Annotated in this window: 7 protein-coding genes; 3 read left to right on the forward strand and 4 right to left on the reverse strand. The window is 62.2% G+C overall.

Annotated features, from left to right (window positions below; all coding sequences use genetic code 11):
• The first annotated feature begins 242 nt into the window (after positions 1 to 242).
• A complete protein-coding gene (locus C9413_RS26430; protein WP_039844279.1) occupies positions 243 to 635 on the forward strand; it encodes a hypothetical protein in 393 nt (130 codons plus the stop codon).
• A 54-nt stretch (positions 636 to 689) separates the two neighbouring features.
• Here C9413_RS26430 and zwf read toward each other — a convergent pair whose 3' ends face one another.
• Complete coding sequence (zwf, locus tag C9413_RS26435; RefSeq protein ID WP_039844280.1) at positions 690 to 2,201, reverse strand: glucose-6-phosphate dehydrogenase; 1,512 nt, start codon at positions 2,199 to 2,201, stop codon at positions 690 to 692.
• Between the two features lie 391 nt (positions 2,202 to 2,592).
• On the reverse strand, positions 2,593 to 3,363 hold the full coding sequence (gene tam / locus C9413_RS26440; RefSeq protein ID WP_039844281.1) for a trans-aconitate 2-methyltransferase: 771 nt from the start codon (positions 3,361 to 3,363) through the stop codon (positions 2,593 to 2,595).
• Between the two features lie 162 nt (positions 3,364 to 3,525).
• On the opposite strand from tam, the gene C9413_RS26445 reads away from it, so the two are divergent.
• The gene (locus C9413_RS26445) at positions 3,526 to 4,185 is read left to right on the forward strand and encodes a hypothetical protein (RefSeq protein ID WP_039844282.1); all 660 of its coding nucleotides are present in this window, start codon (positions 3,526 to 3,528) and stop codon (positions 4,183 to 4,185) included.
• A 24-nt stretch (positions 4,186 to 4,209) separates the two neighbouring features.
• On the opposite strand, the gene C9413_RS26450 is transcribed toward C9413_RS26445, so the two are convergent.
• The gene (locus C9413_RS26450) at positions 4,210 to 4,419 is read right to left on the reverse strand and encodes a hypothetical protein (protein WP_223844034.1); all 210 of its coding nucleotides are present in this window, start codon (positions 4,417 to 4,419) and stop codon (positions 4,210 to 4,212) included.
• On the opposite strand from C9413_RS26450, the gene C9413_RS26455 reads away from it, so the two are divergent.
• Positions 4,379 to 5,059: a LysR substrate-binding domain-containing protein gene (locus C9413_RS26455; RefSeq protein WP_170251118.1), complete on the forward strand. Its 681-nt coding sequence runs from the start codon at positions 4,379 to 4,381 to the stop codon at positions 5,057 to 5,059. The two genes, C9413_RS26450 and C9413_RS26455, sit on opposite strands and share 41 nt — an antisense overlap.
• Here C9413_RS26455 and C9413_RS26460 read toward each other — a convergent pair.
• Positions 5,041 to 5,775, reverse strand: coding sequence for a phosphodiesterase (locus C9413_RS26460; RefSeq protein WP_170251119.1), 735 nt, complete (start codon positions 5,773 to 5,775; stop codon positions 5,041 to 5,043). The two genes, C9413_RS26455 and C9413_RS26460, sit on opposite strands and share 19 nt — an antisense overlap.
• Between the last annotated feature and the right edge of the window lie 89 nt (positions 5,776 to 5,864).

Below are 5,864 nucleotides of genomic sequence, written 5' to 3' on the forward strand. Positions count from 1 at the left end.
CCTCGAGCACGAAGCAGTTCTCCCTTCGGCCGATGCCGCCGCTTGCGTTTGAAATGCGGAGATCGCAATAGGCCGCATTCATCTTACTATCGTCCACCTGTTATAAGCAGGGACCGGGATGCCGACAACTGTTTGCATTGAAAGCAATTCCGGGGAAAATGACGGCTCTCGGCGACGCGGCTTGAGTTGCGGACGAAACTCGAATAACGTTGACGTCAACGTCAAATAACAGGAGGCTGACGATGAATGAAGTTGTGACCCAGATTGCCGATCGCGTGGGCATTGCGCCCGATCTGGCGGAGAAGGCGCTGGGCATGATGCTCGGTTTCCTGCAGCGTGAAGGGGATGATGCAGCTGTCGCCAAGATGATAGAAGCCATTCCCGGCGGCGCCGATCTCGTCGCCCAGTATAACGGCGAAGGTGCCGGTGGCGGCGGTCTGCTCGGCGGTTTGATGGGCGCGCTCGGCGGCGGCGGAATCATGGGCCTCGGCCAGCAGCTCATGAGCCAGGGCCTCGGCATGGGCGAAATCACCTCGCTCGCCAAGGAAACCATCGCCATTGCCAAGCAATATGCCGGCGAAGAAGTCGTCGACGAGGTCGTCGCCTCGGTCCCGGGCTTGAGCCAGTTCGTTTGATCCGGCATTCATGCCGAAACGGAAGGAGCCTCGCTTCCATGTGAAGCGGGGTTTTTATTTGTGCTTCGCATGCACCACGTCCAGCGCATGCCATTGCCGCCGGTCGCGTTCGATGAGGCCCTCGGCGCAGGCAGGCCCCATGCTGCCAGGGGCGTAGGCTTCCGGCTCGCCGCCCTTCGCCCATAGGTCGAGGAAAGGCTGCACCGCCGCCCAGCCGGCTTCGATGCCGTCGGCCCGCTGGAACAGCGTCTGGTCGCCGATCAGGAGGTCGTATATCAGGGATTCGTAGCCGGTCATCTTACCGATGTCGAACTGGTCGGCATAGCGGAAGTCGAGCGAAACCGGCACGGTATCGACCGAAAGCCCTGGCGATTTGATTGATATCTCCAGGCTCATGCCTTCGTCCGGCTGCACTTGTATGACCAACCTGTTCGGCGGCAGCCGGCGCGTGACGTCTGTCTCGCGGAACTGCGCGAAAGGCACGGGCTGGAATTCGACAACGATTTCCGTGTCGCGCAGTGTCATCGCCTTGCCGGTCCGCAGGTAGAAGGGCACGCCCGCCCAGCGCCAAGTATCGGCATAAAGCTTCAGCGCCACGAAGGTCTCGGTCTTGCTGCCGGGCGCCACTTGCGGCGTCTGGTGATAGGCGGGGATTTCCACCCCGTTCAGGGTCCCGCCGGAATAGACACCGCGAACGCCGTGTGTTGCCGCCTCCTCGGGCGTAAAGACCCGCAGTGCCTTCAGCACCTTGCTCTTCTCGTTGCGGATCGCTTCGGCGTCGAAGCTGTTCGGCGGCTCCATGGCGATCATGGCGAGGAGCTGGAACAAATGGTTCGGCACCATGTCGCGCAGCGCGCCCGTCGCGTCGTAAAAGGCGCCGCGACTGCCGACATCGACAGTTTCGGCCGCGGTGATCTGCACATGGTCGATATAGCGGCTGTTCCACAGCGATTCGATCATCATGTTCGCAAAGCGCGCCGTCAGCAGGTTCTGGACGGTCTCCTTGCCGAGGAAATGGTCGAGCCGATAGATCTGGCCCTCGCCGACCTTGTTCAGGATCTGCGCGTTCAGCGCACGGGCCGAGGCGAGGTCGGTTCCAAAGGGCTTTTCGATGGCGATGCGACGGAAGCTATTTTCACTCTCTGCGGCAAGTCCGTGAGCGGCGAGCTTCTCCACGATACCGCCGAAGAAGCGGGGCGGCACGGCGAGATAGAAGGCCGCATTGCCGCCCGGCGCCGACGAGAGCCGTTTGGCGATCTCCAGATAGATATCGTCGCCGGTGAAATCGCCGGAAATATAGCTGATCCGCTGCCGCAACCGTGCCCAGGCCGGATCCTTGACGAGCGGTTCGCCGTCGCCGAGGCCGGCCAGGAAATCGTCTAGCCGTTTGAGCAGCATCTCGTCGCCGCCGGGCTCGATGCCGATGCCAAGTATGTCGAGATCGTCGCCGACCATGGCGCCGCGGGTGAGATTGATGATCGCCGGAACGAGAAGCCGCCGGGTAAGGTCGCCGGTCGCCCCGAAGATGACCAGAGTGGTGGGCGGCGATGGCTTGGCGTCTGGCATAGGGATTGCTCTCCGTGATTGTCAGCGCCGGAATATAAGGCCGCCGGGCGCTACCGCAAGCATGGCCTGTTGTCACCAGGTCTGCTTCTCCTCCCCCATCAAGTCATTGGGCAACGCTCCAAGCGCTCGAGCTCGGGCAAGGCTGCGGCAAGCAAGCGGTTGCCCTCTGCGCTGTCAATTATCCTATGCCTGTCACAGCAATCGAGCGCGCCGAAGTCTTTGGGCGCAGGAGGTTCCCTTCAGGGCAAATGAGTCCTTCACGGCGCGAACGCGCAGTGGCTGGATCTCTGTGACAAGCACAAAGATGAGGGAGAGTGTGGTCGCTGCCTTGCCAAATCATCCCCCGGGCACGGCGCGGCGACTGCGTCGCACTCCATGAAACGTGTCGCGCTTAACCCTTCACCGCCACCATGAAAATCCGCGGGAAGCCGAGCAGCACCCGCCCGTCCGCCATCTTCGGATAGGCCTTCTCGACACGCCCGAGATAATCTGCGAGAAACGCCTCGCGATGCTCTTGGTCGGCAGTCGCAAGGTAGGGCATCAGGCCCGTTGCCTTCACCCATTCGACGATGGCCGCGGCATCCGCCATCGGGTGGTTGTAGATCGTGTGCCAGATATCCAGGCGCTCGGATTTGCCGATCAGGCGGCTGTAATAGGCCGACGGCTGGGAAAGGGGATTGCGGCGCACGCTCTTCTTTTCGAAGGCCGTCTTCCATGGTCCGGCATGGGCGCTTTCCTCCATCAGCAGATGCGTCGGCTCGCCGAGATTGTCGGGCATCTGCACGGCGAGCACGCCGCCCCTGGTAAGCCCGTCCATCAGCCGGTCGAAGATGTCGAGATGGTTGGGCAGCCACTGGAAGACGGCATTGGCAAAGAGCAGGTCGGCAGGCTCATTCGGCTGCCAGGTGGCAAGGTCAGCCTCGGTGAAGGTGGTGTCCGGAAGCCGTTTGCGCGCCGCTTCCAGCATGTTGAGGTCGCTGTCGAGGCCGGACACGCCATCCTTGCCGTAGCGGTCGACGATGAGTTGGGTCGAATTTCCCGGCCCGCAACCGAGATCGATCGCCTTGCTGACCCTTTCCAGCGGCACCTGCGCCAGGAGATCGCGCGCCGGGCGCGTCCGCTCATCCTCGAACTTCACATACTGGCTGGCAGACCAGGCCATGGGCACCTCCTGTTTTTACCCGTGTTCCGATACGGCAATGGCTCAAAGCGCGTCATGCTAGCAGCAATTCTTGGCCGATTGTATGCGGCGTGTTGCAGCTGTCTTCGCATTGCCTGCACGAGCGGGCTGCATTATTGATGTCGTTCCTGGGTTGGGGGTTTCATGAGAGCCGGTTTCGTCTTTGCCGCAGTCTGCCTATCGGTCGGCGCGATGTCCGCAAGGGCCGAGCCGGCCGCTCCGCCGATTTTCCTTGTGGAAGACATGGGCAATGCGCGCGACCAGCATGTATCCAGCCATCTGGAGCGCTTTGCCGTCTACAGCGGTGCCGACCGCGCCCTCGATGAAGACGATATCGCCAGGCTCCGGCAGGTCGATGCCGCACGCCAAAGGGCGGCCGCCGCAATGCCGTTCTTCACCGGCGATCTCGATGCCGACGGGCGCATGACGCTCGACGAGTACAAGGTCGCCAACCTCTATGAAAGCCGCGACGAGGCCGAACTCGGCATGAAAGCGCGCTTTGCGAATTTCGATCGCAACGGCGACGGTATCGTGACGCTCGACGAAGCGCTGAAATCACCGCCGCTGCCTCGCATGCCGTTCGCTGACGGACTGAGCAATACGGAACGCGTCGCCGCCCAACTGGCGCTCGACCCCAACAAGGACGGCAAACTGACGGAGGATGAGTTCAAGACGCTCCTCCTTTCCGTCTTCGCCTTCTACGACAAGAACGGCGACGGCGCTCTTTCGAAAGCCGAAAAGGCAGAGCGCGCCGCAACCGTCAGGCATTTTAGGGAAGAGCAGGAGAAGCGCAAGAAGCCGTAGAGAAAGACGGCTTCTTGCGGCCCGTCAGGCCGTTGCGGCCCCTTTGACAATCGCCGCTACATTCGGGACGACCGTCGCGAAACGGTCGGCGATCTCCGCCAGCGCCGTACGATGTACGGTCTCGGCCGGGATCATGCTGCCGAGCGGATCCGGCAGATCGCGGCTTAAGGCGGCGGATTGCCCGAGCGGTCGCGTGCGGCTGACGACGACCCGTTCGATCGCCGATCTCGTCATCGCGCCGCGGCTCGGCGACGTGCTGCGCGGGCTTGCGGACGTCGAACTCGAAATCGTCACCGATATCCGCGTGCAGAGCCTTGCCCAGCGCGAGGCCGATATTGCCCTTTGGCTGCGGCACCCGAAGAACAGTGATCTCACCGGAAAACGCGTGGCGACGATCGGATACGCTTTCTACGCCTCGAAAGCGGCCGCCGAGACTGTTGCGGAAAGCGGGCCAGCCCGCCTCATCGGATTTGACCTGGATAGTGACGGCGTGGCCGAAGCGCGCTGGCTGGAAACGAAATTCGGCCCGGACGCCTTCGTCTTCCGCTCGAGCAGCAATGTCGTGCCGGCAAATGCCGCGGCCGCCGGGCTCGGAATCGCCATGCTTCCGCGCTTCGTCGCAAAACAAAATCCGGCTCTCTGGTCGAGATCGATTGCGGCGAGGCTATGCCCGATCGCGAACTCTGGATGCTTGCCCCGGCCAATCTGGTCGATATCCCGCGCATCCGCGCGGTATGGGATGGCGTGGCCGAGATATTCGCTGTGTCGAAGGATAGGCTCTAAGCCGATCTTGAGGCAGACGCTGACGGATGCCTCGAGCTCTCCGGGCCACGGTTGGTCATCCACCAGATCTCTCTATCGGAAGGAAACGTGACTGCTGACCAGCCGGCCATTGCGAAGATCATGGATCATGAGGCCTGGAGGATCGGTGACAGGCGGTTCATGTGTGGGATCGAGCAGCAAAGGATTGGCGGGACAGATCGAGCCGCATATGTATGCCGGAATGCCTGCGATCAGGCTCGACATCGGCCGATGGACGTGGCCGCTGCAGATTGCGATGGGGCGCCTTATGACACTCGATAGCAGGTCGCCCAAGGCATCTGCACCCCTGCACATGACATCATCCAGAGGCGATATTCCCGTGGGGAAAACATGGTGATGCGTGAAGAGCAAGGGCATGCCCGATGGACCGCTCGCCAGCGTCTGCCGCAACCACGGAAGATGTTCCGTAACGTCACCATGGGCATGTCCGTCGACGCAGGTGTCAAGGCCGACGATCAACGCGTCTCCATGGGGTTCGGCAAAATGCATTTTCTCGTCATCGCCCCAATGGCCGGCCTCGGGCATCGCCCCGCGCATGACGGTGCGGTCGTCAACGTTGCCGGGGAGGATCAAGGTGCGGCACGCGAGGCTTTGCAACGCAGCAATGATCTGCCGGTAGCCCTCCCGCCAGCCGCCGTTGACAAGATCCCCGGTCACCACGACGATAGCCGGCTGCATCGCGGCGAGCCAGGAAATTGCCCTCTTAAGGCGGGCAAGGCCGTCATTGCCGGGGCTGGCGTGGATATCGCTGATCTGGGCGATGAGCATGGCGCCACCTCATTCAAAACCGCGTAATCACGCTGATCCCGGTTCCTTCCGCCCGGTCCATCGCCATCAGCGCCGGTACAGCCTCTTCC

The organism is Rhizobium sp. SEMIA 4085, assembly GCF_013004495.1.
Lineage (GTDB): Bacteria > Pseudomonadota > Alphaproteobacteria > Rhizobiales > Rhizobiaceae > Rhizobium > Rhizobium gallicum.

Bases quoted from the DNA above. Each gene is read 5' to 3' on its own strand.
- C9413_RS26430 (WP_039844279.1), top strand. From the start codon at position 243: ATGAATGAAGTTGTGACCCAGATTGCCGATCGCGTGGGCATTGCGCCC.
- zwf (WP_039844280.1), bottom strand. From the start codon at position 2,201: ATGCCAGACGCCAAGCCATCGCCGCCCACCACTCTGGTCATCTTCGGG.
- tam (WP_039844281.1), bottom strand. From the start codon at position 3,363: ATGGCCTGGTCTGCCAGCCAGTATGTGAAGTTCGAGGATGAGCGGACG.
- C9413_RS26445 (WP_039844282.1), top strand. From the start codon at position 3,526: ATGAGAGCCGGTTTCGTCTTTGCCGCAGTCTGCCTATCGGTCGGCGCG.
- C9413_RS26450 (WP_223844034.1), bottom strand. From the start codon at position 4,419: ATGACGAGATCGGCGATCGAACGGGTCGTCGTCAGCCGCACGCGACCG.
- C9413_RS26460 (WP_170251119.1), bottom strand. From the start codon at position 5,775: ATGCTCATCGCCCAGATCAGCGATATCCACGCCAGCCCCGGCAATGAC.